This window comes from Pseudomonas sp. R37(2017) (assembly GCF_002113375.1).
In the GTDB taxonomy this organism is placed as follows: Bacteria; Pseudomonadota; Gammaproteobacteria; order Pseudomonadales; family Pseudomonadaceae; genus Aquipseudomonas.
On sequence record NZ_NEHO01000002.1, the window covers coordinates 424,352 to 446,275 of the forward strand.

At 61.0% G+C, this 21,924-nt stretch carries 24 protein-coding genes; 10 read left to right on the top strand and 14 right to left on the bottom strand.

Going from position 1 to position 21,924, the window contains the following annotated elements; translation table 11 throughout:
• Nucleotides 1-103: 103 nt before the first annotated feature.
• The 3 genes from CAG47_RS05120 to CAG47_RS05130 form a co-directional block, all read right to left on the bottom strand.
• The gene (locus CAG47_RS05120) at nt 104-1,699 is read right to left on the bottom strand and encodes a GMC family oxidoreductase (RefSeq protein ID WP_085723844.1); all 1,596 of its coding nucleotides are present in this window, start codon (nt 1,697-1,699) and stop codon (nt 104-106) included.
• A gap of 78 nt (nt 1,700-1,777) precedes the next feature.
• Entirely contained in the window at nt 1,778-2,323 is a 546-nt protein-coding gene (locus CAG47_RS05125; protein WP_085723845.1) for a twin-arginine translocation pathway signal protein, read from the bottom strand.
• A gap of 28 nt (nt 2,324-2,351) precedes the next feature.
• Nucleotides 2,352-3,782 (bottom strand): coniferyl aldehyde dehydrogenase, encoded by a 1,431-nt coding sequence (locus CAG47_RS05130; protein WP_085723846.1) that lies wholly within the window; start codon nt 3,780-3,782, stop codon nt 2,352-2,354.
• A 145-nt stretch (nt 3,783-3,927) separates the two neighbouring features.
• On the opposite strand from CAG47_RS05130, the gene CAG47_RS05135 reads away from it, so the two are divergent.
• On the top strand, nt 3,928-4,599 hold the full coding sequence (locus CAG47_RS05135; protein ID WP_085723847.1) for a TetR/AcrR family transcriptional regulator: 672 nt from the start codon (nt 3,928-3,930) through the stop codon (nt 4,597-4,599).
• Between the two features lie 32 nt (nt 4,600-4,631).
• A complete protein-coding gene (locus tag CAG47_RS05140) occupies nt 4,632-5,486 on the top strand; it encodes a sulfurtransferase (protein ID WP_085723848.1) in 855 nt (284 codons plus the stop codon).
• Between the two features lie 120 nt (nt 5,487-5,606).
• Here CAG47_RS05140 and CAG47_RS05145 read toward each other — a convergent pair whose 3' ends face one another.
• From CAG47_RS05145 to CAG47_RS05165, 5 genes are read right to left on the bottom strand one after another with little or no spacing between them, the layout of a single operon-like run.
• Nucleotides 5,607-6,446, bottom strand: coding sequence for an AraC family transcriptional regulator (locus CAG47_RS05145; protein WP_085723849.1), 840 nt, complete (start codon nt 6,444-6,446; stop codon nt 5,607-5,609).
• Between the two features lie 3 nt (nt 6,447-6,449).
• Complete coding sequence (locus CAG47_RS05150) at nt 6,450-7,448, bottom strand: hydrolase (RefSeq protein ID WP_085723850.1); 999 nt, start codon at nt 7,446-7,448, stop codon at nt 6,450-6,452.
• 56 nt (nt 7,449-7,504) lie between these two features.
• Nucleotides 7,505-8,116, bottom strand: a complete 612-nt coding sequence (rsmD, locus tag CAG47_RS05155; protein ID WP_085723851.1) for a 16S rRNA (guanine(966)-N(2))-methyltransferase RsmD — start codon at nt 8,114-8,116, stop codon at nt 7,505-7,507.
• Complete coding sequence (locus CAG47_RS05160) at nt 8,116-9,606, bottom strand: pitrilysin family protein (RefSeq protein WP_085723852.1); 1,491 nt, start codon at nt 9,604-9,606, stop codon at nt 8,116-8,118. The genes rsmD and CAG47_RS05160 overlap by 1 nt, the downstream gene beginning before the upstream one ends.
• Nucleotides 9,599-10,954 (bottom strand): pitrilysin family protein, encoded by a 1,356-nt coding sequence (locus CAG47_RS05165; protein WP_085723853.1) that lies wholly within the window; start codon nt 10,952-10,954, stop codon nt 9,599-9,601. Before CAG47_RS05165 ends, CAG47_RS05160 begins: the two co-directional genes overlap by 8 nt.
• 343 nt (nt 10,955-11,297) lie before the next feature.
• Between CAG47_RS05165 and ftsY the strand changes: the two genes are divergently transcribed.
• The 4 genes from ftsY to rpoH all read left to right on the top strand — a co-directional run bounded on the left by ftsY (nt 11,298) and on the right by rpoH (nt 15,396).
• Nucleotides 11,298-12,734 (top strand): signal recognition particle-docking protein FtsY, encoded by a 1,437-nt coding sequence (gene ftsY / locus CAG47_RS05175; protein WP_085723854.1) that lies wholly within the window; start codon nt 11,298-11,300, stop codon nt 12,732-12,734.
• Nucleotides 12,731-13,402: a cell division ATP-binding protein FtsE gene (ftsE, locus tag CAG47_RS05180; RefSeq protein WP_085723855.1), complete on the top strand. Its 672-nt coding sequence runs from the start codon at nt 12,731-12,733 to the stop codon at nt 13,400-13,402. The genes ftsY and ftsE overlap by 4 nt, the downstream gene beginning before the upstream one ends.
• Nucleotides 13,399-14,421, top strand: coding sequence for a permease-like cell division protein FtsX (gene ftsX / locus CAG47_RS05185; protein ID WP_085723856.1), 1,023 nt, complete (start codon nt 13,399-13,401; stop codon nt 14,419-14,421). Before ftsE ends, ftsX begins: the two co-directional genes overlap by 4 nt.
• A 120-nt stretch (nt 14,422-14,541) precedes the next feature.
• Nucleotides 14,542-15,396 (top strand): RNA polymerase sigma factor RpoH, encoded by an 855-nt coding sequence (gene rpoH, locus CAG47_RS05190; RefSeq protein WP_007975386.1) that lies wholly within the window; start codon nt 14,542-14,544, stop codon nt 15,394-15,396.
• Nucleotides 15,397-15,536: 140 nt separating this feature from the next.
• Here the strand turns inward: rpoH and mtgA are convergent, their stop codons facing one another.
• Nucleotides 15,537-16,259, bottom strand: a complete 723-nt coding sequence (gene mtgA / locus CAG47_RS05195) for a monofunctional biosynthetic peptidoglycan transglycosylase (protein WP_085723857.1) — start codon at nt 16,257-16,259, stop codon at nt 15,537-15,539.
• Between the two features lie 74 nt (nt 16,260-16,333).
• Here mtgA and CAG47_RS05200 point away from each other — a divergent pair, with 74 nt between their 5' ends.
• The 4 genes from CAG47_RS05200 to trmB all read left to right on the top strand — a co-directional run bounded on the left by CAG47_RS05200 (nt 16,334) and on the right by trmB (nt 18,576).
• Nucleotides 16,334-16,714 (top strand): DUF423 domain-containing protein, encoded by a 381-nt coding sequence (locus CAG47_RS05200; protein WP_085723858.1) that lies wholly within the window; start codon nt 16,334-16,336, stop codon nt 16,712-16,714.
• A gap of 71 nt (nt 16,715-16,785) precedes the next feature.
• The gene (gene thiS / locus CAG47_RS05205; protein WP_177408913.1) at nt 16,786-16,986 is read left to right on the top strand and encodes a sulfur carrier protein ThiS; all 201 of its coding nucleotides are present in this window, start codon (nt 16,786-16,788) and stop codon (nt 16,984-16,986) included.
• A 60-nt stretch (nt 16,987-17,046) separates the two neighbouring features.
• Nucleotides 17,047-17,841 (top strand): thiazole synthase, encoded by a 795-nt coding sequence (locus tag CAG47_RS05210; protein ID WP_085723859.1) that lies wholly within the window; start codon nt 17,047-17,049, stop codon nt 17,839-17,841.
• A 9-nt stretch (nt 17,842-17,850) separates the two neighbouring features.
• Nucleotides 17,851-18,576 carry a tRNA (guanosine(46)-N7)-methyltransferase TrmB gene (trmB, locus tag CAG47_RS05215; RefSeq protein ID WP_085716366.1) on the top strand — a complete coding sequence of 242 codons (726 nt, stop codon included), beginning with the start codon at nt 17,851-17,853 and terminating at the stop codon, nt 18,574-18,576.
• Nucleotides 18,577-18,707: 131 nt separating this feature from the next.
• On the opposite strand, the gene CAG47_RS05220 is transcribed toward trmB, so the two are convergent.
• Genes CAG47_RS05220 through metW form a run of 5 tightly spaced genes read right to left on the bottom strand, consistent with a single transcriptional unit; the run spans nt 18,708 to nt 21,917 of the window.
• On the bottom strand, nt 18,708-19,031 hold the full coding sequence (locus CAG47_RS05220; protein WP_007987827.1) for a DUF3392 domain-containing protein: 324 nt from the start codon (nt 19,029-19,031) through the stop codon (nt 18,708-18,710).
• Nucleotides 19,032-19,040: 9 nt separating this feature from the next.
• Nucleotides 19,041-20,246, bottom strand: coding sequence for a radical SAM family heme chaperone HemW (hemW, locus tag CAG47_RS05225; RefSeq protein WP_085723860.1), 1,206 nt, complete (start codon nt 20,244-20,246; stop codon nt 19,041-19,043).
• Nucleotides 20,243-20,839, bottom strand: coding sequence for an RdgB/HAM1 family non-canonical purine NTP pyrophosphatase (gene rdgB / locus CAG47_RS05230; RefSeq protein ID WP_007975395.1), 597 nt, complete (start codon nt 20,837-20,839; stop codon nt 20,243-20,245). Before rdgB ends, hemW begins: the two co-directional genes overlap by 4 nt.
• Complete coding sequence (locus CAG47_RS05235) at nt 20,836-21,270, bottom strand: DUF4426 domain-containing protein (protein ID WP_085723861.1); 435 nt, start codon at nt 21,268-21,270, stop codon at nt 20,836-20,838. The genes rdgB and CAG47_RS05235 overlap by 4 nt, the downstream gene beginning before the upstream one ends.
• Before the next feature lie 26 nt (nt 21,271-21,296).
• On the bottom strand, nt 21,297-21,917 hold the full coding sequence (gene metW, locus CAG47_RS05240) for a methionine biosynthesis protein MetW (protein WP_007987819.1): 621 nt from the start codon (nt 21,915-21,917) through the stop codon (nt 21,297-21,299).
• Nucleotides 21,918-21,924 lie beyond the last annotated feature (7 nt).

The window sequence follows — 21,924 nt, forward strand, 5'->3', positions numbered from 1 at the left end:
GCGGGAATCCGTTGGGGAGTCGGATGGTATCGCAGCCTTCCCGGTCGGCCAAGTCGCCTGTGGGGTAAGAAAGCACTATAGACGATGGGAATAATCGCCATTTTCATGGGTTTTTTAAACGTTCGGCCAGGGATGTCGCCAGTTGTGCCGTCAGTCCGTAGACCGACAACTGTGGGTTGGCGCCAATGCTGGTGGGGAACAGCGAACCGTCGTGGATCGACAGATTGCCCAGTTGATGATGTCGGCCGAGGCTGTCGGTTACCGCGTTCGTCGGGTCTTCACCCATGGCGCAACCGCCCATCACATGGGCACTGCCCAGGCGTGTGCGATACAGCTCCAGGCTCAGGCTGTCGATCAGTGTGCGCGCTTCGGCGAGGGTTTTCACGTAGCGGGCGTCGGCGTGCATCGGCATGACAGCCTTGGCGCCACCGGCAAACTGGATCTCGGCCATGGTATGGAATGCCCGGCGCAATCCATCCCAGGCGTACGGTGACAGCTGGTAATCCAGCACGGGCGTGTCATCGCTGCGCAATTCGACGCTGCCACCGGGGCTGTCCGGGTGAAAACCATCGCGCAGCAAAGCCAGCATGGCGTGGGTATGCGCAAGATTGGCCATGTGCTGTGAGTTTTCCTCGCCGAAACCACCCAGCAATGTCGTGGCCAGCGCCGGGTGCAGGGGCGGGACTTCCAGTTTGAAGGACATCTTGCCCGTGGTGCCGTCCTGCCATTGGAAATGGTCGGAATAGATCGATTGCGGTGCGCCGTAGAAGGGGTTGACCACTTCGTCGAACAACGCGGCGGACATGTTCACCGGGTGCAGGAACGTACGCTTTCCAAGGCGCTTGTGTGGGTCGGGTGCCCCCGAGCGCATCAGCAACGCCGGGCTGTTGATCCCGCCTCCGGCCAGTACGAAATGTCTCGCCTTGACCGTGATGGAGCGCCCGGTCGGTGCGACGCAGCGTTCATCCATCGCCGAACAGTGCAGGCCGATGACCTTGTCGCCGCTGATGGTAAGTTTTTCGGCGCGAGCCAGGTAAAGCAGTTCGCCGCCTTTTTCCAGAGTCGCCGGAATGGTGGTGACCATCATCGATTGCTTGGCGTTGGTCGGGCAGCCCATGCCGCAGTAGCCGAGGTTCCAGCAGCCGCGTACGTTGCGCGGGATGACGTGCCATGAGTAATCCAGAGCTTCGCAGCCCTTGCGGATCACGTCATTGTTGGCGTTGGGCGGCACCATCCACGGTGCGACACCCAGGCGCTGTTCCATTTTCTCGAACCAGGGCGCCATTTCCGCCGGGCTGTGACCCTTGACGTTGTGCTCTTTGGCCCAGTGTTCCAGGGTCGGCTCCGGGGTGCGGAAGCTGGAGGTCCAGTTGATCAGCGTGGTGCCGCCGACCGCCCGGCCCTGGAGGATGGTGATCGCGCCGTCCTTGCTCATGCGGCCGATGCCTTCCTGATAAAGGCTGGTGTAGGCCTGGTCTTCGAGCATCTTGAAGTCGCTGCTGGTCTTGAGCGGGCCTTCCTCGATCAGCAGCACCTTATAGCCGGCCGCGCTGAGGATTTCGGCGGTGGTGCCGCCACCGGCACCGCTGCCGATGATCGCCACGTCCGCTTCGAGCGTCAGGTCCCGGGTCAGTTGCGAGCCGTTCCAGGTTTTCCAGCCTCGGGCCATGCCTTCGCGAAATGGATCAGGTACGGGCATCTTCGGGTTCTCTTTTTATTATTGAGGTATAGGGTCAAGTGTGGGAGCGAGCCTGCTCGCGATAGGGGCGACTCGATTTCAGACTGTTGGCGGCCCGGGATACCCGCAATGCGCCCACGATTCCTTGCGGCTGTACCAGGCCATCATCACCAGTTGCAGCAATGAACTGTGACCCATGCGCAGCAGGCTCAACGAGCTGTTTTCCCATCGATCGAGAAAATGTCGAATATCGTCGGCACTGGCGTTTTCCCAGCTGCCCCAGATTCCGGTCAACGGTCCGCGAGTCACGGTCATGCCCAGCACATCGAACAGTTGCCGGGTCAGCTTGAGCATTTCCGGCGACAGGTGGGCGAGGCTGTAGTCCAGGCTTTCAAGTGTGCCTTCGACCGCTTCGGGCATCCGTTCGGAGGGCGCCGCACCTTCGAGCATGACCGGAATCAACGCCCGTAAAAACAGCAGATCGCCGCTGCGCAGGGTGACGAAACCACTGGACGGCGTACTCGGTGAACAGCCGCTGAGGCTGGCGCCCAATCCGGCGGTGGCAAGGAAGGCGGTGGCGCCGAGGCTGAATTTAAGCAGCCCGCGCCGTGACAGCGCGGGTGAATCGGACAGGCTGGGGATCATTATTGTTATTACCCGACGGTGATGATCGTTAGCGGATGAACAGCTTCTGGATCAGCTTCTGGATGGATTTGCCGTACGGCGGGTAGATCAGTTTCGCCGCGTTGAACCGCTGTTTAATCAGCACGCCCTTGGCCTTGCTGAAGGTCAGGAAGCCTTCATGGCCATGGTAATGGCCCATGCCCGAGGCACCGATACCGCCGAACGGCATGTCGTCCTGGGCGACGTGCAGGAGGGTGTCATTCAGGCATACGCCACCGGAATGGGTCTCGTGCAGCACGCGCTGTTGTTCGCGCTTGTCATAGCCGAAGTAGTACAGCGCCAGTGGGCGCGGGCGCTGGTTGATGTAGGCGAATGCCTGGTCCAGATCCTTGTACGGCACGATCGGCAGCAATGGCCCGAAGATCTCGTCCTGCATCACTGTCATGTCGTCAGTGACATTGAGCAGCAGGCTGTGGCTCATGCGGCGGCCCTGACCCTGGTCGAACAGCGGCATCAACAGCGCACCCTTGCTGGTGGCGTCGCTGACGTAGCCGTTGAGGCGCGCCAGTTGGCGCTCATTGATGATCGCGGTGTAGTCCGGGTTGTCGGCGAGTGTCGGATAGAATCCGCGGACGGCCGTGCGATAGGCTTCGACGAAACCACCGACGCGATCCTCCGGCACCAGCACATAGTCCGGGGCCACGCAGGTCTGGCCGGCGTTCAGGGTCTTGCCGAAGGCAATGCGCTCGGCGGCGTCCTTGAGCGGTACATCCCGGGAAACGATGGCCGGGGACTTGCCGCCCAGTTCCAGGGTCACCGGCGTCAAATTCTCCGCGGCGGCGCGCATGACGTGTTTGCCGATGCTGGTGGCGCCGGTGAACAGCAGGTGATCGAACGGCAGTCGCGAGAAGGCCACGCCCATATCAGCCTCGCCCAGAACCACGCAAACCAGGTCTTCGGGGAAGATGCGCGCCAGCAGTTGCTTCATCAGCAGGCCGGTTGCGGGTGTCGATTCACTGAGCTTGAGCATCACTCGATTGCCCGCCGACAGCGCACCGACCAGCGGGCCGATGGCCAGGTAGAGTGGGTAGTTCCACGGCACGATGACCCCGACGACGCCCAGCGGTTGGTAAACGACTTTGGCAGAGGCGGGCTGGAAAGCGGCGCCAACCTTGCGACGCGAGGCTCGCATCCAGCCCGCGAGGTGTTTGCTGGCGTAATGGATGCCGTGCAGGCTGGGCATCAGTTCGGCGAGCAGGGTTTCATCGGCGCTGCGATGGCTGAAGTCCTGACTGATCGCATCGATCAGGGCCTGGCGTTCATTGTTCAATAAATCCTTCAGCGCCTTGAGCCATTGCTGACGCTGTGCGGCGGGTGGCATCGGGTTGGCGGTGTACGCGGCACGCTGGGCGTCGAACAGCGCCTGAAGCTCTTCCAGCGGCCGCTGTAGGTTCTGCAGGTAGGAAATTTCAGCAGTCATGGTCGGCTCCGGATTTATTGTAATGAAGCACTTTTTAGAGTCTATGCTCTAGAAAGTCAAATGACATCCTGGAACGGCCTTGTTTTATCCGCTCGCGGATAGATCTAAGATGCCCGTCAACGCACTCTGAATTAAAGCTCAAGCCATGGCCCCACGGATCAAAACCAACGAGCGCATCGTGCAGAACAGCCTGGAGCTGTTCAATCAACAGGGCGAGCGCAGTATCAGCACCAACCACATTGCTGCCCATATGGAAATTTCCCCGGGCAACCTGTACTACCACTTCCCTAACAAGCAGGCGATCATCGCCGTGTTGTTCAGCGAGTACGAAAGCCTGGTGGACAGCTTCCTGCGCCCGCCCCAGGGCCGTGCCGCCACGGTGGAAGACAAGCGCTACTACCTCAAGGAGCTGCTGTCGGCGATGTGGCGCTATCGGTTTTTGCATCGCGATCTCGAACACTTGCTCGACAGCGATCCGGACCTGGCCGATCGCTATCGACGCTTTTCCCAGCGGTGTCTGATCCAGGGGGCGGCGATCTACGAAGGCTTTGTCGCCGCCGGCATTTTGAAGATGGACAAGGTGCAGATCGAATCCCTGACCCTCAATGCCTGGATCATCCTCACGTCCTGGGTGCGCTTCCTGTGCACCACCCGGGAGAATTCCAGCCACTTGAGCGAACAGGCCATTAAACGCGGGGTTTATCAGGTTCTGGTGCTGGAAACCGGGTTCGTCACGGATCAGTCCCGCGATGCGGTCAATGCCTTGTTCGAAGAGTTTTACGTGCCCATGGCCCAGGCACTGGAAGAAGTACAGTAGGATCAAGACCGACTTAATCACGGGAGCCCGTTATGCCGATTGCGCAACTGATCAGCCCGCAAGCGCTGGACCTGAAAAAGGACCAGCCGGGGCTGGTGATTCTGGATTGTCGTTTTGCCCTCGAAGACCCGGATTACGGTCAGCGCAGCTATGCCGAAGGGCACATTGCCGGTTCGAGTTATGCCGACCTCGAGCGTGACCTGAGTGGCGCCGTGGTCAAGGGCGTGACCGGGCGCCATCCGTTACCCGAGCCGGGGCGACTGATCGAGCGCTTGCAAGCCTGGGGCATCAACGCCGATAGCGAAGTGGTGCTGTATGACGACGGCCCGGGTGCCTTTGCCGCGCGGGCCTGGTGGTTGCTGGCCTGGCTGGGCAAGCGCGACGGTGTATTCATCCTCGATGGCGGTCTCAAGGCCTGGCATGCGGACGGTTTGCCGCTGAGCCTGGATGCGCCGGCGATCACCCGTGGCGCCTTCACCGGAAGTCCTGACACGGCGTTGTTGATCAGCGCCGAGCAATTGCAAAAGCGCCTGTCCCGGCCAGAACTGACCCTGCTCGACGCCCGCGCACTGCCGCGTTTCAAGGGTGAAGTGGAGCCGATCGACCCAGTCGCCGGACACATTCCCGGCGCCCAATGTGCGGCGTTTACCGACAACCTGGGTGGTGGCGGTCGTTTTCTGCCGGCCGATCAGCTCAAGCAGCGTTTTGCCGCGAAACTGGGCGATCGTTCGCCGAACGATCTGGTGGCGTACTGCGGTTCCGGCGTGACGGCGTGCCACAACCTGTTTGCGTTGTGTCTGGCCGGTTATCCGTTGGGTTCGTTGTATGCCGGTTCGTGGAGCGAATGGATCAACGAACCTGCGCGGGGCGTCGCCACGGGCGAATAATCACCACGAAACCCTGTGGGAGCGAGCCTGCTCGCGAAGGCGGTGTGACAGTCAAACAAGAGGGTGGCTGAACCACCGCATTCGCGAGCAGGCTCGCTCCCACATTGAACACCCTCTTCATCAAGGTCCGGGAAACTGCCGGGCACTGCGATACGCCCCCGGCCCAACCCCATACACCTGCTTGAACTGCCGACTGAGGTGGCTCTGGTCGGCAAATCCCAGCTGCATTGCGACCTCCAGCGGCAGACAACCGCTTTGCAGCAACGCCCGCGCCCGGGCGATGCGCTGTTGCATCAACCAGGTGTGCGGCGGCATGCCCGTGGCCCGGCGGAACACCCGGGCGAAATGGAAGGGCGAGAGGTTGACCGCGGCCGCCAGCTCCTCCAGTGAGGGCGGTGCCGCCAGTTGCGCGTGCAGCAATTCCTTGGCCAGGCTCACGGCCCGGTGCTCCTTGCCGGGTTTATCGGCATCGGGCACCGCCGCATGACGCTGCAACAGCGACAACACCAGTTCGCGCCAGACCGTTTGTTGCTGCAATGCGGTGGCCGGGCTTTCCAGCAAGCGGTGGAGTTGGCAGAAGCCGTTCACCAGATCCTGATCGCGGTACAGCGTGGCACCGAAGGCCGGCAAGTGGTGGGTCGGCAGTTCGAGTTCAGCCAGCAGCGAGGTGATCTGTCCGCTGTCGGGATAAAACGCCCGGTATAGCCAGCCATCCTCGGTGCCTTTGTGGCCGGTGTGCAGCTCATCGGGGTTGATCAGCACCAGGGTTCCGCTGCCTGCCAGGTGTTCGGCGCCGCGATAGCGATAACGCTGGGCGCCGGCCATGATCATGCCGATCACATAGCCGTCATGCACATGCGGGGCGAAACGATGGTCGATGTAGCGTGCGGACAGTAACTCCACCCCGGCCAGTGGCGGGGTTTGCCAGAAGTGGATCGACTCGCCTTGATCAGCGTCCATGACTCAGGCACGCCCTGCGGTGGCCAGCCACTCGGGGATGCGTCGCTCCAGGTAGTAACCCGGTTGCCTGAGCGTGCCGTCAACGAAGCCGACATGCCCACCCTTGGCTTGCAATTCGAATTGCGTGCAAGCGGACAGCTCATCGACGTGCGGCAGGCTGTGGGGAAACACGAAGGGGTCGTCGGCGGCCTGAATCATCAAGGTCGGCGTACGAATTTCGCCAAGGAAATAGCGACTGGAAGCTCGGCGATAGTAATCCTCGGCATCGGCGAAACCGTGCAGCGGTGCGGTGACGCGTCCGTCGAAATCCCAGAACGTACGCATGTTTTCCAGTGATCCGAGAGCCGCCAGGGCTGTCAGGCCATCCTCGCGTCCATCGTGCAGGAACTGTCGCTGTTTGTTCTTGATGTAGGCGACCATCTCGCGCATGAAGTGCGCCTGGTAAACCCTGGAAAACCCCTGGCCGATGCGGTCGGCGCACTGGTCCAGGCGAAAGGGTACCGACACCGCCACGGCTCCCGTCAAGTCGCTGTCGCTGCCGGTTTCGCCCAAATGCTTGAGCAGCACATTGCCGCCCAGCGAGTAGCCGACGGCATACAGCGGTGCGAGAGGGCGTTTGGCCCGCAGGTGCCTGATGGTTTCGGCGAGGTCTTCGCTGGCGCCGGAATGGTAGCTGCGGGGCAACAGGTTGGGTTCGCCTGAGCAGCCGCGCCAGTTAAGTGCGACGCTGGCCCAGCCGCGCTCGCCCAGGGCCTTTTGCATTCCGGCGACATAAGGTGAATTCGAGGAGCCGGTGAGCCCGTGCAGCACCAGCACCAAAGGCGCGTCGGCGCTGTGCGGACCGTGCCAGTCGAGATCGAGGAAGTCGCCATCTTCGAGCCAAAGGCGTTCACGCTCGCGCTCGAGGTGCGTGGTCTTGCGCCACAACGGTCCCCACAAGGTTTGCAAGTGCGGGTTGCCGAGGCCCAGGGCGGGGGTGAAGTGTTCTGGTGGATGGGGCACGATGATTCTCGATGCAGCGGTGCGTAGCGGGTACGCACCTTTTTCAGGCCGGTCGATTAACCGGCGATCTCTGCCATACGTTGCCACAACGAGTAATACACGCGCCCGGATTTTTGCTCCCGGTGCAGGCGCCAGTTCTGCGGCAGGCCAAGGGTCGAGGGTGCGCTTTCGCTTTCTGTATACACCCAGGCATCTTCGGCCAGCCACTGACGCTCTTCGAGCAGTGTGCAAACGGTGGGCAGCAGATTCTGGTTGAACGGTGGGTCGAGGAACACCAGGTCGTAGGCTGTCGCTGTCTGGGTTTCCAGGTAGCGCAGGGCGTCGGCGGTCTGGACATGACCGTTGGTGCAACGCAGCGTACCCAGGTGCTCCTTCAGGCTGGATACCGCAAGGCTGCTGGCATCCAGCGCCTGGCCCATGGCCGCGCCACGGGACAGGGCTTCGAGGAATAGCGCACCGCTGCCAGTGAATGGGTCGAGCACCTTGGCGCCCGGCACGTAAGGTGCGAGCCAGTTGAACAGGGTTTCACGCACGCGGTCCGGCGTCGGGCGCAGACCCGGGGCGTCAGGAAAGCTCAGCTTCCGGCTGCGCCATTCGCCGCCGATGATGCGCAGCTGGTTCACGCCGTTATGGACGTTGCGGACAGGTTTTTTCGAATGAGTAGCCATTAATGCTCCGGAACCCCGAGCGGTTGCTCGGAAGGTTTATCGGTTGGGGCCGGTAACGGCTTTTGCGGCACGGTCGGGCCAGCGCTGACGATGACCATTTTATCCGCGCTCAGGTGTTTGTTCATGGCAGCTTTGACCTGCTCGACGGTCAAGTCCCCGGACTGCTGCATGAAGTCCTCCAGGTGACTCAACGGCAGGTTATAGAAACCGATGGCGCCCAGTTGGCCGACAATATCGGCGTTGCTTGCGGTGGACAGCGGGAAGCTGCCGGCCAGTTCGCGCTTGGCATCGTCGAGTTCTTTTTCGGTCGGGCCGGTTTTAAGGTAGTCGGCCAGTACATCCTGCACCAGTTTCAGGGTGCCTTCGCTCATCTCGGCGCGAGTTTGCAGGTTGATCATGAATGGGCCGCGCACCTGCATCGGAGTGAAACCCGAATATACGCCGTAAGTCAGGCCGCGTTTCTCGCGGACTTCGCTCATCAACCGGGTGCCGAAGCCGCCGCCACCGAGAATCTGGTTTCCCATGGACAATGCCGCGTAGTCCGGGTCATCGCGGTCTATACCCAGTTGCGTGAGCATCAGGGTGGTCTGCTTGGACGGGAACTCGATATGGCCGACGCTGGCCTTGGGTTCGACGGGTTGCGCGATCTTCGGCAGGGCCGGGCCTTTGGGCAGGGCGCTGGAAACCTGCGCGGCAATGGCTTCTGCTTCTGCGCGGGACAGATCCCCGACCAGTGCGATCACCGCGTTGCCGGCCGCGTAGGCTTTCTCGTGGAACGTACGCAGTTGTGCCGCGGTGATCGCCGGTACGCTTTTCGCCGTGCCATCGCTGGAATGCGCGTACGGATGATCGCCATACAAGCGGTTCATCAGTTCCAGGCTCGCCAGTTTGCCGGGGTTCTGTTTCTGGTATTCGAAACCGGCGAGCATCTGGTTCTTGATGCGGGCCAGCGAGTCGGCAGGGAACGTCGGCTTGCCGACGACTTCGGCAAAAAGTTTCAGGGCCGGCTCGCGCTGGTCCCTGGCACTGAGGCTGCGCAGCGAAGCGATTGCCATGTCCTTGTAGGCACCGTTGCCGAAATCGGCGCCCAGGCCTTCGAAGCCCTGGGCAATGGCACCGACGTCCTTGCCGGCCACACCTTCGTTGAGCATGGCGTTGGTCAGCAGCGCCAGGCCCGGTGCAGTGCCGTCCTGGCTGCTGCCGGCGGCGAAGATCAGGCGCATGTCGAACATCGGCAGTTCATGGGCTTCGACAAACAGCACCTTGGTGCCTTCGGCGGTGTTCCAGGTTTGCACGTCCAGCTTGCGGTGGTTCGGGGCCTTGCCGTTGAGCTCGGCCAGCGATTGCAGCTTCTGGCTGGCCCGGGCCTTGTCCAGGGCTTCACTGGCATTGGTTTCGCCAGAACGCGACAAATAGAACGCGGCGCCACCGATAACGGTAACGGCGACCAGGCCGACCAGGGCCAGGCGGGAGGGTTTACGCTCACTCATGAGTCGTCTCCAGGGGCAGTACATGGGCGACGCTGAGACGTTCGCGGGTGAAATACAGCCTGGCGGCTTTCTGGATGTCTTCGGGGGTAACGCTTTCCAGGTCGGCCAGTTCTGTGTCCATCAGTTTCCATGACAGGCCGACGGTTTCCAGTTGGCCGATGGCAGTGGCCTGGCTGGTGATCGAGTCGCGCTCGAAGACCAGGCCGGCGATGACTTGCGCGCGCACCCGTTGCAGTTCCTCGGCGGTAGGTGCCGTGGTTTTCAACTGGTCGAGCAGCTTCCACAAGCCGGCTTGCGCCTGGGCGATGGTCTTGTGTTTCTGCGAGTTTGGCGATGCCGACAGGGTGAAAAGACTGTCGCCTCGGGTGTAGGCGTCGTAACTCGATGAGCCGCCGGACACCAGTTCTTCTCCACGCTCCAGTTGTGTCGGGATGCGTCCGCTGTAGCCACCGTCGAGCAGCGCCGAGATCAGCCGCAGGGCATTGACCAGACGCTTGTCGTCGGCGGTGGCAATGCTCGGCACGTTGAAGGCCAGCATCAGGCTGGGCAATTGGGTCTGCACATGCAGGGTGATCTGACGCTCGCCCGGCTCGGCCAGTTCCAGCGGTTTTTTCGCGGCTGGTACATCACGCCTGGCGATCGGGCCGAAATAGCGTTGGGCCAGGGTTTTGACTTCGTCCGGGGTGACATCGCCAACCACCACCAGCGTGGCGTTGTTGGGCACGTACCAGGTCTGGTACCAGTGACGCAGCTCTTCGACTTTCATCCGCTCAAGGTCGGCCATCCAGCCGATGGTCGGCGTGTGGTAGCCGCTGGCCGGGTAGGCCATGGCCTTGAAACGCTCGTAGGCCTTGGACATCGGCTTGTCGTCGGTGCGCAGGCGACGTTCTTCCTTGATGACTTCGATTTCCCTGGCGAACTCATCGGGTGGCAGGCGCAAGCTGGCCATGCGGTCGGCTTCCAGTTCGAAGGCTACGCCCAGGCGATCCCTGGCCAGCACCTGGTAATAGGCGGTGAAGTCGTCGCTGGTGAATGCATTCTCTTCAGCGCCAAGATCGCGCAGGATCAGCGAGGCTTCGCCGGGGCCTACCTTCTCGCTGCCCTTGAACATCATGTGTTCCAGGGCGTGGGACAGACCGGTATTGCCCGGCGTCTCGTAGCTGGAGCCGACCTTGTACCAGACCTGGGAAACCACCACGGGTGCACGGTGGTCTTCACGCACGATAACCTTCAGACCATTGTCGAGGGTGAATTCATGGGTGGGTTGCGGGTCGGCGGCAAGAACGTAAAGGGGCAGGCAAACCATGCTGAGCAGCAGGCCTGCGGCGCGGCGGGCAAGAGCATTCATTCGTTTTCAAACCTTTGGGGCTGCCCGCTTGTTCTTAGCGTCAGCGGGCGAGAGGGTGCTAGGATACTGATCCGTTTTACTGGCGGCCACGCCTATCAGGCCTTTGACTGGCCTGCGGGTTGCCTGGGTTACCGGCGGAAACTTTGAGTTTGTCAGCTAAACTCTGCGTTTTCGCCGACGATGCCGTTCCAGTCCTTCGTATTAGTCGACCTTTGAGGCGCCGTTGGCTCCTCGACAAAATGTTGCGCGTGAACAAGCTGGGTCAATCGCAGTCTGTTCTGCATCGAATATTTATTTGCCGGGGCGCCATTGGCGCGTCGCTACCGTGAGATAGCCGTCCCCCATGTTTGGTTCCAACGACGACAAGAAGACCCCAGCTGCGGCTGGCGAGAAAAAAAGCCTGTTCGGATGGCTGCGCAAAAAGCCGCAGGAACCCGTCGTCGAACAGCCACAAGCCATTCCTGAGCCGGCACCTGTCGCGGCTCCGGTAATAGAAGAACCGCCCGCGCCGGTGGTCTTGCCGATTGCCGAGCCGGTCAGCGAAACCATCGACCAGCCGCGGGCCACCGCTGCCGCGCCATGGCTGACCCTGCCGGTGGCGGAAGAACCGGTGGCATTGGTCGAGAATGACCTGGCCCCTCACGTGACCCCGCCGATTCCGGCCCCTGTTCATGCGCCAGTGGTCGAGCCGGTGGTGGCGCCAGTCGTTGTGGCTGAGCCTGCACCGGTTGTTACCGAACCAGTGGTCCCGCCCGTTGTAGCGCCGGTAGCCCCGATTGTTGCTGCACCTGCTTCCGTGCCTGCTCCCGTCGAAACTCCGGTCGAGCCGGTACGCACCGAGGAAACCAAAGCCGGTTTCTTCGCCCGCCTCAAGCAGGGCCTGTCCAAGACCAGCGCCAGTATCGGCGAAGGCATGGCCAGCCTGTTCCTGGGCAGGAAGGCCATCGATGACGAACTGCTTGAAGACCTCGAAACCCGTCTACTGACCGCCGACGTTGGTGTCGAAGCCACTTCGGTGATCATTCAGCGTTTGACGCAGAAGGTCGCGCGCAAAGAGCTGGCCGACTCCGATGCCCTGTACAAATCCCTGCAGGCCGAATTGGCCGCCATGCTCAAGCCTGTCGAGCAGCCGCTGAAAATCACGTCGCAGAACAAGCCGTTCGTGATTCTGGTGGTCGGCGTCAACGGCGCCGGCAAGACCACCACCATCGGCAAGCTGGCGAAGAAGCTGCAGCTGGAGGGCAAGAAAGTCATGCTCGCCGCCGGCGACACCTTCCGCGCGGCGGCGGTGGAGCAGTTGCAGGTCTGGGGCGAGCGCAACAAGATTCCGGTGATCGCGCAGCACACAGGCGCCGACTCGGCGTCGGTGATCTTCGATGCCGTGCAGGCCGCCAAGGCCCGTGGCATCGACGTGCTGATCGCCGACACCGCCGGTCGCCTGCACACCAAAGACAACCTGATGGAAGAGCTGAAAAAGGTTCGCCGCGTGATCGGCAAGCTCGACGTCGAGGCTCCTCACGAAGTGCTGTTGGTGCTGGACGCCGGCACCGGCCAGAACGCCATCAACCAGGCCAAGCAATTCAATCAGACCGTCGAGCTGACGGGCCTGGCGCTGACCAAGCTCGACGGCACCGCGAAAGGCGGGGTGATTTTCGCCCTGGCCAAGCAATTTGGCCTGCCGATCCGCTATATCGGCGTAGGCGAAGGCATCGACGATTTACGTACCTTTGAAGCAGAACCCTTTGTCCAGGCATTGTTTGCCGAGCGGGAGCGTTCATGATTCGTTTCGAGCAGGTCGGTAAGCGCTACCCGAACGGTCACGTCGGCTTGCATGAGCTGAGCTTTCGAGTCCGTCGTGGCGAGTTTCTGTTTGTCACCGGCCATTCCGGCGCCGGCAAAAGTACCCTGTTGCGGCTGCTGCTGGCCATGGAGCGCCCCACCAGCGGCAAGTTGCTGCTCGCCGGGCAAGACCTGAGCACCATCAGCAACGCACAGATTCCTTTCCTGCGTCGGCAGATCGGTGTGGTGTTCCAGAATCACCAGTTGCTGTTCGATCGCACGGTGTTCAACAACGTCGCGTTGCCTCTGCAGATCCTGGGGTTGTCCAAGGCCGAGATCGCCAAGCGCGTGGACTCGGCACTGGAGCGTGTGGCGCTGTCGGATAAAGCCGATCTGTACCCGGGCGACCTTTCCACCGGTCAGCAACAGCGTGTCGGCATCGCCCGCGCCATCGTCCATCGCCCGGCCTTGCTGCTGGCGGATGAACCCACCGGTAACCTCGACCCGCGTCTGGCCGCCGAGATCATGGGGGTGTTCGAAGACATCAATCGCCTGGGTACCAGCGTGCTGATCGCCAGTCACGACCTGGCCCTGATCGCCCGCATGCGCCATCGCATGCTGACATTGCAACGCGGTCGATTGATCGGTGACGGGGAGGCGACCGTATGAGTGCAACACGTAGTCCCAAGGTTTCCGAGCGCGTGGCCCCGAAGGCCGCCGATCCGCAGCCGCAAAAGAAAAAGCACGACGATGACGACGGGCCGGACTTTGCCACGTTGTTCCGCGCCTGGATCGAAAGCCATCGCGCCAGCATGATCGACAGCCTGCGCCGCCTGGGCAAGCAGCCCATCGGCAGTTTTTTCACCTGCATGGTGATGGCGGTGGCCCTGAGTTTGCCCATGGGCCTGTCACTTTTGCTAAGTAATGTCGAGCGATTGGGCGGTTCCTGGCAGCGTGCGGCGCAGATTTCCCTGTATCTGGATCTTGAGGCCAAGCCGGCCGAAGGTGAATCGCTGCGCGATCAGATCAAGGGCATGCCTGGCGTCGCCGATGCCGAATATGTTGGTCGCGAGCAGGCGCTGGAGGAGTTCCAGCAACAGTCCGGTCTGGGCGAGGCGCTCAAGGAATTGCCGGAGAACCCGCTGCCGGGCGTGGTCCTGGTGACGCCGACCGAAGTCGACAAGCCAGCTCTTGAAGCATTAAGACAAAAACTATCCGAGCTGCCCAAGGTACAGCAGGCGCAACTTGATCTAGTCTGGGTCGAGCGTCTGGCAGCCATTCTCAAGCTGGGTGACCGCTTTGTCTTCGGTCTGACCGTGCTTCTGGTTTCTGCATTACTTTTGGTGATAGGCAATACCATTCGTCTTCATATTGAAAACCGCCGCACAGAGATAGAAGTGATTAAACTGGTCGGCGGCACTGACAGCTATGTGCGCAGGCCCTTTCTATATATGGGTGCGCTTTATGGCTTCGGTGCGGGGATTCTGTCCTGGGGCGTGCTTGCGTTTGGTCTTGATTGGCTGAACGACGCGGTGGTAGGGCTGGCCGGTTTGTACGGCAGTGATTTTGCGCTGGCCGGAGTGCCAGTTGCCGACGGTCTGTCTCTCTTGCTTGGCGCGGTGCTGTTGGGGTATATCGGTGCATGGATTGCAGTCGCACGCCACCTGAGGGAGCTTGCGCCTAAGTAGTATCATTTTGCTCGTATTGACCTTTCAGCGTTTTTGGGTTTTAGGGAACTTGTCTTTCGGTTTCCGGTCAATTTTCGCAGTGCTGAACTGCACGAGTTTGTAAGTCGGAGGTTTTTTCGTATGACCAATTCTTTGCAACCTGCATATGCGCTGGTCCCGGGTGCGAACCTGGAGGCCTATGTGCACACCGTCAACAGCATTCCATTGCTGTCGCCGGAGCAGGAGCGTGAACTGGCCGAGAGTCTCTATTATGAGCAGGATCTGGGGGCGGCTCGGCAGATGGTGCTCGCCCACCTGCGTTTTGTCGTACATATCGCCCGTAGCTATTCCGGCTACGGCCTGGCCCAGGCTGACCTGATCCAGGAAGGCAACGTCGGCTTGATGAAGGCCGTGAAACGTTTCAACCCGGAAATGGGCGTGCGCCTGGTGTCCTTTGCCGTGCACTGGATCAAGGCGGAAATCCACGAGTTCATCCTGCGCAACTGGCGCATTGTGAAAGTCGCGACCACCAAGGCCCAGCGCAAGTTGTTCTTCAACCTGCGCAGCCAGAAGAAACGCCTGGCCTGGCTGAACAACGAGGAAGTCCACCGTGTGGCGGAAAGCCTGGGTGTGGAGCCGCGGGAAGTGCGCGAGATGGAAAGCCGCCTGACCGGCCATGACATGGCCTTCGACCCGGCTGCCGAAGCGGACGACGACAGTGCTTTCCAGTCGCCGGCCAACTATCTGGAAGACCATCGGTACGACCCGGCCCGTCAACTGGAAGACGCCGACTGGAGCGACAACTCCAACCACAACCTGCACGAAGCGCTGGAAGTGCTGGACGATCGCAGTCGTGACATCCTCTACCAGCGCTGGCTGGCGGAAGAAAAAGCCACGCTGCACGACCTGGCGCAGAAGTACAACGTGTCGGCAGAGCGTATTCGCCAGCTCGAGAAGAGCGCGATGAACAAGCTCAAGTTGTCGATCGCCGCATAACTGGCGAGCAGGCATCCTGTGGGAGCGAGCCTGCTCGCGATGAGGCCCGAATATTCAACATCTGAGTTGACTGTCAGGCCGTCATCGCGAGCAGGCTCGCTCCCACAGTGTTTTTTGGTGTTCTTCAAAAACGAGGTTGGCTATTGCGACCAAGGCGCCCTGCGCGATTCGTTAAGCTCGACCAGATAGCTGTCCCCGCCCAACTGACTCATCTGTTGCCGAATCCACCCCGCCCGACGCGAAACGTAGGAAGTCGGATGGCTGGCGCTCCAGACCCGCGGGTTGGGTAGTACGGCGGCCAACAGGCTCGATTGCTGGCGACTGAGGTTCTTGGCGCTCACACCAAAATGATGCCGGGCCGCCGCTTCGGCGCCAAACACGCCGTCATCCCACTCGACGCTGTTGAGGTACACCTCAAGAATCCGCTCCTTGGGCCAGAGCACCTCAATCAGCGCGGTAAACCAGGCCTCCAGGCCTTTGCGCAGCCAGCTGCGGCCGGACCACAGGAACAGGTTTTTCGAGACCTGTTGGCTCAGGGTGCTGGCGCCACGGATCGAGCCGCCGCGCTCGTTATGGGCAAATGCCGCCTGAATCGCGCCGATATCGAAGCCCCAGTGCTCCGGGAATTTCTGATCTTCCCCGGCAATCACCGCGACTTTCAGGTCGTCCGAGATCTCGTCCCAGGGTTTCCAGGACCGTTGCAGGTCAATGGGTTCGCCATCGAACCAGGATTCGATCTTGCGCTCGACCATCAGCGCCGTCCCCGGTGGCGGCACCACGCGAAAGATCAGCACCAGCAATACGCTGCCAGCCATGAACCAGAGCACGGCCTTGGAGAAATGACGGAAATAGATACGCAGCATAGAGATGGCTTGGCCGAACCCGTTGAGCGGGCCATTATACAGACCCTTTGGATCGAAACTGACTGGAGTTCCGCATGCTGCGTGGCTTTCTGATGCTGGCCGCTTTTTTCGGCTTCACCGGTGTCGGCCTTGGGGCATTTGCCGCCCACGGCCTGAAAAACCGTCTGAGCGCCGAGTACCTGGCGATCTTCCATACCGGCGTCACCTATCAACTGGTGCACACTCTGGCGTTGCTGGGTGTCGCGTTACTGGCCGCGCAAATTCCCGGTCGTCTCGTGACCTGGGCTGGCGCATCGTTTGTCATCGGTATCCTGTTGTTTTCCGGCAGTCTGTATGTGCTCACGCTGACCGGCGTCAGCAAGCTTGGCATCGTCACGCCATTTGGTGGTCTTGCGTTCCTGGTGGGCTGGCTCTGCCTTGGAGTCGCCGCCTGGCGCTTGCAGCTGACCGCTTGACGCTTGTTGCTGACCTTTAGGTCATGATCGGGCTAGAATGCCTGCCCCTAAAAATGATGGCGGCATCCGGCATGCGCATTCAGTTGAACGGCGAATCCTTTGAACTGCCCGACGGTGAAACCGTTGCGGCCCTGATCACCCGTCTGGACTTGGCCGGACGCCGGGTGGCAGTCGAACTCAACTTGGATATCGTCCCGCGCAGCCAGCATGCAGACACCACGCTGAACGACGGCGACAGCGTCGAAGTGGTGCACGCCATCGGCGGCGGCTGACAGCCTCGGCCGAGTGACCACAGCATTCTGCAAGTACCTCACCCCTACAGAGGATTTCCCATGAGCATCGTTCGCAGCGACAAGCCTTTCGTCCTGGCCGGTCGTACTTACCAGTCGCGTTTGCTGGTCGGTACCGGCAAGTACCGTGACATGGAAGAAACCCGCCTGGCCATCGAAGCCTCGGGTGCCGAGATCGTCACTTTCGCCGTGCGCCGCACCAACCTTGGCCAGATCGAGGGCGAGCCGAACCTGCTCGAAGTGCTGTCGCCGGATCGCTACACCTTCCTGCCGAACACCGCGGGTTGCTACGACGCAGCCGAAGCCGTGCGCACCTGCCGCCTGGCTCGTGAGCTGCTCGACGGCCACAACCTGGTGAAGCTGGAAGTTCTGGCTGACCAGAAAACCCTGTTTCCCAACGTGATCGAAACCCTCAAGTCTGCCGAAACGCTGGTCAAGGAAGGTTTCGACGTGATGGTCTACACCAGTGACGACCCGATCGTCGCCCGGCAACTGGCGGAAATCGGCTGCATCGCGGTGATGCCGCTGGCCGGTCTGATTGGTTCGGGCCTGGGGATTTGCAACCCGTACAACCTGCAAATCATCCTCGAAGAAGCCAAAATCCCGGTGCTGGTGGATGCCGGTGTCGGTACCGCTTCCGATGCCACCATCGCCATGGAGCTGGGGTGTGATGCAGTGCTGATGAACTCGGCCATCGCCCACGCCCAGCAGCCGGTCATGATGGCTGAAGCCATGAAACATGCGATCGTCGCGGGCCGCCTGGCTTACCTCGCGGGCCGTATGCCGAAAAAACTCTATGCCAGCGCCTCTTCGCCGCTGGATGGTCTGATCAAGTAAGAGCCATTGATGACTGAATCGAACGACACGCCAATCCAGACGGAAGAAGGCGACGAGCGCCAACACCGCCGCATCAAGAGTTTCGTGATGCGCGCCGGGCGCATGACCGAAGGCCAGCAGCGTGGCCTGGAACAAGGCGCACCGCTATTTGTGCTGCCCTTGGCCGACGCTCCGGTGGATTTCGACCAGGTGTTCGGTCGCTCGGCACCGCGCTCGCTGGAAATCGGTTTCGGCATGGGCCATTCGCTGCTGGAAATGGCAGCGGCCGCGCCGGATCAGGATTTCATCGGCGTCGAGGTGCACCGTCCGGGTGTCGGTGCGCTGCTCAATGGCGTGCTGACCCAGGGTTTGACCAACCTGCGGGTCTACGATTGCGATGCCATCGAAGTGCTCAACCGCTGCGTGGCCGATAACAGCCTCGATCGCCTGATGCTTTTCTTCCCGGATCCGTGGCACAAGAGTCGTCACCACAAGCGTCGCATCGTTCAGGCGTCTTTCGCTGAGCTGGTGCGCAGCAAGTTGAAAGTCGGTGGCATTCTGCACATGGCCACCGACTGGGAGCCGTATGCCGAATACATGCTGGAAGTGATGAACGTTGCGCCGGGTTATCGCAACCTTGCCGAAGACGGCAAGTGCGTACCACGCCCGGCCGAGCGCCCGATCACCAAGTTCGAACGCCGTGGCGAGCGTCTTGGGCATGGGGTGTGGGATCTGAAGTTCGAGAAGCAATCCTGAGCAACACATTGTAAAAACTGTAGGAGCGAGCATGCTCGCGATGGCGGAATGTCAGTCAACATTAATGCCGACTGACACTCCCTCTTCGCGAGCCTGCTCGCTCCTACAGTTGTTTTAGGGTGTGGCCGGGATCAGCGGCGGTCAGCCACTACGCCGATCAACACCAGCACCACCAACAACACCGGTGCAAGGCTGTAGTTGTTGAACTGGCTCAAGCCGCGCACGACCCATGGCGTGGCATAGATCAGTGCCGCGCCGCTGCCGATCATGCACAGCAAGGACATCAGCGGTACGCGCAGGGCACCGGCGATGCTGCCCAGGCGCTGCTCGACCCAGCCTTTGAAATCCGCACCAAACAGCACCAGCAGGCAGCCCACCAGGGCCAGGGCAATTTCCGAGAGGTTGCTGCGGCTCCAGCGAGACACGGTGGCAAGCAGATCGAGTACCAAATCCATTCGATTTCCTTATGTCAGAAATTTCTGCAGCAAGTCGTTGAGGAAGAGTTGTCCGCGCTCGGTGGCTACCAGGCGTGACGGTTCGACCTGCAACAGGCCGCTTTGTTCGGCTTCACGGCGGCCTTCGGCAAGGCTTTCCAGGGTCATGCCGGTACGTTCCGGGTACAGCCGCGATTCGACGCCTTCAGTCAGGCGCAGCGCGTTCATCAGGAACTCGAACGGCATTTCATCGTTGCCCAGTGCTTTCTCGCCGGCCAGGAAGTTTTTTGCCGGGTTCAGGTAGTCCTTCGGCAGGCGGGTCTTCCAGGTGCGAATGATGCGCCCGTCGGGGTGGCTGAGCTTGCCATGGGCGCCGGCGCCGATGCCGATGAAGTCGCCAAAACTCCAGTAATTGAGATTGTGGCGCGCCGCTCGACCAGGCAGCGCATAGGCCGAGACTTCGTACTGTGCGTAACCGTGTTCGGCCAGCAGCGCTTGCCCGGCTTCCTGGATGTCCCACAGCGTATCGTCTTCGGGCAGTGTCGGCGGCTGGTTCCAGAACACCGTGTTCGGTTCCAGGGTCAGTTGATACCACGACAGGTGTGTCGGTTTCAGGGCAATGGCTGTGCGCAGGTCGGCCAGGGCATCGTTCAGGGACTGATTCGGCAAACCATGCATCAAGTCCAGGTTGAAATTATCGAACCCGGCCTGCCGCGCCATGCCGGCGGCACGTACGGCTTCGTCGCCGTTGTGAATCCGGCCCAGGGCCTGGAGCTTTTCCTGCTGGAAACTCTGGATACCGATCGACAGGCGATTGATGCCCAGTTTCCGGTACGCCACGAACTTGTCTTGCTCGAATGTCCCCGGATTGGCTTCCAGGGTGATTTCGATGTCGCTGGCAAACGGGATGCGTTGTTCGACGCCTTTGAGCAAGCGACCCAGCGAATCAGCGCTGAACAGGCTCGGTGTGCCGCCACCGAAGAAAATCGAACTCAGCTCACGACCATGGACGGCGTGCAGATCCTGATCGAGATCGGCCAGCAATGCGTCGACGTATTCTTCTTCCGGCAGCACAGGGCTGGCGGTGTGGGAGTTGAAGTCGCAATAAGGGCATTTGCGTACGCACCACGGGATGTGGATGTACAGCGCCAGCGGCGGCAGCACAGGCAGGGCGGCCCGAGGTGAATGTGCGTCGCCACCGATGATCAGTGGCGACGCGGATGATTCACGGGTCATTTCAAGCCCAGGCGCTGGCGCAGCAGATCCATTGCACGGGCGCGATGGCTGATCTGGTTCTTGTCGGCCGGGCTCAATTCGGCGCTGGAGCAATCGCGCTCCGGTACCCAGAACAACGGGTCGTAGCCAAAGCCGTGTTCGCCGCTGGCCTGGGTCAGGATGCGCCCATGCCACAAGCCTTCGCAGAGAATCGGTAGCGGATCGTCAGCGTGACGCACCAGTGCCAGCACGCACACGAATTGCGCGCCACGTTCGGCTTCAGGCACGTCTTTCAACACGTCGAGCAGCTTGGCGTTGTTCGCTGCATCGCCCTTGCCGTCGGCATAACGCGCCGAGTAGATGCCTGGCGCGCCGCCAAGGAAGTCCACGGCCAGACCGGAGTCGTCGGCCAGCGCCGGCAGGCCGGAAATGCGTGCGGCATTGCGGGCCTTGAGGATGGCGTTCTCGACGAACGACAGGCCGGTTTCTTCAGGCTCGACGCTGCTGAACTCGCCGATCGAGCGCAGATGCACCGACTCGCCGAGCATGGCCTGGAGTTCCTTGAGTTTGCCGGCGTTATGGCTGGCCAATACGAGTTGCGTGAAGTTGATCATTGGCCGGGGAAGAGCTCTTGGTTGAAATTGATGGTGTTGATTTTGTCACCGGTCTGCACCTTGATGTCGAAGGTGCGGACTTCCTGCTGTGGTACCGGGTATTGGGCGATGTAGTAGATCGCGCCTTGCTCGGTGACTTGTTTGAAGTTCAGTGTGTAGCTTTGGCTGGTCAGGTCCTTAACGGTGCCGCTGACTTCGGCCATCATCGGCGTGCCGGCCTTGATCACCGTAATGTTGATCACGCCCTGATCCTTGCTGCGTGTCAGTTGGGCTGCCTTGGCGACGTCCGGTAGCAGGTAGGTGGAGTTGAAGGTGTTGTAGTGCACCGTCACGTCGCCGAAGGTTTCCTTGCGTTCGCTCTTGATGGCGTCGGCAGCCATGGCGGTGACGCTCAGGCAGGCAGTGAGTAGAAGCAACGCTAGACGACCCATGATCGTTCTCCTTGAAATAGGGTGGATCAGACTGCGACTTTGTGGTCGGAAAGTCCCGGGCTGCTGACCCGGTAGATGCCGATCTCACCTAACAGATTAGGCCATAGCTTGCTGGCCCACCCGTGCCGATGCTGTTGATCCACGGCAAGCCGATCAATGACCTTCGCTTCACGTTCGCGACACAAGGCTTCAAAGTCCGCGAAGGTGCAGAAGTGAATGTTCGGCGTGTTGTACCAGGTATACGGCAGGAACTCGGAAACCGGCATGCGGCCCTTGCTCGCCAGGTACCAGCGGCAGCGCCAGTGACCGAAGTTGGGAAAGGTGATGATGCACTGACGGCCGACCCGCAGCATTTCGTCGAGGATCTTGTCCGGGTAGTGCACCGCTTGCAGCGCCTGGGTCATGACCACGATGTCAAAACTGTTGCTGGCAAAATTGCCCAGGCCCTTGTCCAGGTCCTGTTCGATGACGTTGATGCCCTTGGCCACGCACTCGGCGATGTTGTCGGCGTCGTTTTCCAGGCCATAACCGGTGACTTGCTTGTTATCGCGCAGCCAGGTCAGCAGTTCGCCATCGCCGCACCCGAGGTCGAGCACGCGGCTGCCGGCGGGGATCCATTCCTGGATGATTTCCAGATCAGCTCTCATGGCTTTC